This window comes from Candidatus Obscuribacterales bacterium (assembly GCA_036703605.1).
Taxonomy (GTDB): Bacteria; Cyanobacteriota; Cyanobacteriia; order RECH01; family RECH01; genus RECH01.
This window is the reverse complement of sequence record DATNRH010001213.1, coordinates 1-1,301: the sequence shown is the minus strand read 5'-3', so window position 1 is coordinate 1,301 and position 1,301 is coordinate 1. Positions and strand designations below refer to the sequence as shown.

Genomic DNA, 1,301 nt, shown 5'->3' with positions numbered 1-1,301 from the left:
ATAACTATTGGGTATAGATCCACGAAATCCCGCTAACGTGTGTGTCACTATACGTTCCGGCATAACCCCCAGCCACCTTTCCGCCAATATTTAACAACTCGAAATATCTACGGACCGGTGACCATTCTAGCGAGTAGAGTTAAACTTCCTGCTTAACCTCACTAGGCGCCATACAACAGGATGATCGGTCCTTAAAGTCACCTTCGGGCATTCCCCAGGCATGGGCATAGGTGAGCGTACCGTCAGCTTTCAGACGAATGGTAATCTCCTCACGAAATGAGCTACCGTTCTCACGGGAGCCACCGGCAAGAACACCCTCACTTTCGGTGAGCGCTATTGCCCGGTGTGGCAATACGCCCGGCAGTTCCGACATGACTGGCCAAAGCACCAGGTTTCCTTCCATGTCAGGAGCTATTAGTGTGCTTTCAGCGTGCACCCGGTGACCGCCCGAAACCGTAGCTTCGTAGTGCAGCATGACGCCCATGTCATTGAGCAACTACTGTACAACCATTGTGCCCATAAAGGACTCACCTTCGTGATTGACACCCGTACCGCTATACTTACCCGGCCCAGAGTTAAGTGATGTGATGATTGTCATATGAAGCCACACCTCCATAGGTTACTGTCGCTGGCGGTTTCAACGCAGCTAATCAAATAGTTAGAGAGCGCGCCGGAGTTCATATTCAACCTCCTCCACAGGGTCATCGTTCTTGTAGAAACCAGCAGGGTTTACCCCAACATAGTTGAAACCGAGCCCCTGAATCACCCTCTGACTGCGCTTGTTCCAGCTGGCATGCGCGGTGACTATGTGGTCAGCGTGAAGCGTATTGAAGCCAAAATCCAACACCGCTCGCGCAGCTTCCGATGCATAACCATTACCCCAATGGTCTGGGTGCACCCAAAAGCCCAGGTTCCAAGTGCTGGGCGCACTTTCCTTTTGCAGGCCTACTCGGCCGATCGGGCAAGCTGGCTTCAGCAGATCGATGGTGAACACATAATCCTCGCCTTGTTCCCAGTGAGCCAGGTTCCGGTGAGTGATCTCAACAATTTCTTGTCGACTCGAAGGAGGATCCCACGTCATTCCGTCGGTGAAGCCCTCAAACCGCGATACCTCCCACACCAGATCCACATCAGATAGATCAACGGGCCGGAGCCTGAGCCTTTTTGTGTCTAGGGTCGTATTCAGAGTAATATTCATAATGGCTGTCTGTACTGAAGCCCTAATCCTGATCGTATGCTTACGGGCATCCTAATTGATGTAGTTAACTGATGAACTTGGACATAGCACGGCTTTGCGCCTT

The 1,301-nt window shown here is 51.7% G+C and carries 2 protein-coding genes; both read right to left on the bottom strand.

The window, feature by feature from the left end:
• Window positions 1-139 precede the first annotated feature (139 nt).
• Complete coding sequence (locus tag V6D20_25075; protein HEY9819055.1) at window positions 140-388, bottom strand: hypothetical protein; 249 nt, start codon at window positions 386-388, stop codon at window positions 140-142.
• A gap of 270 nt (window positions 389-658) precedes the next feature.
• Complete coding sequence (locus V6D20_25070) at window positions 659-1,198, bottom strand: GNAT family N-acetyltransferase (protein ID HEY9819054.1); 540 nt, start codon at window positions 1,196-1,198, stop codon at window positions 659-661.
• Window positions 1,199-1,301 lie beyond the last annotated feature (103 nt).

What these genes read in the sequence shown, in the direction of transcription:
- V6D20_25070 (HEY9819054.1), bottom strand. Translation starts at nt 1,198, where the DNA reads ATGAATATTACTCTGAATACGACCCTAGACACAAAAAGGCTCAGGCTC.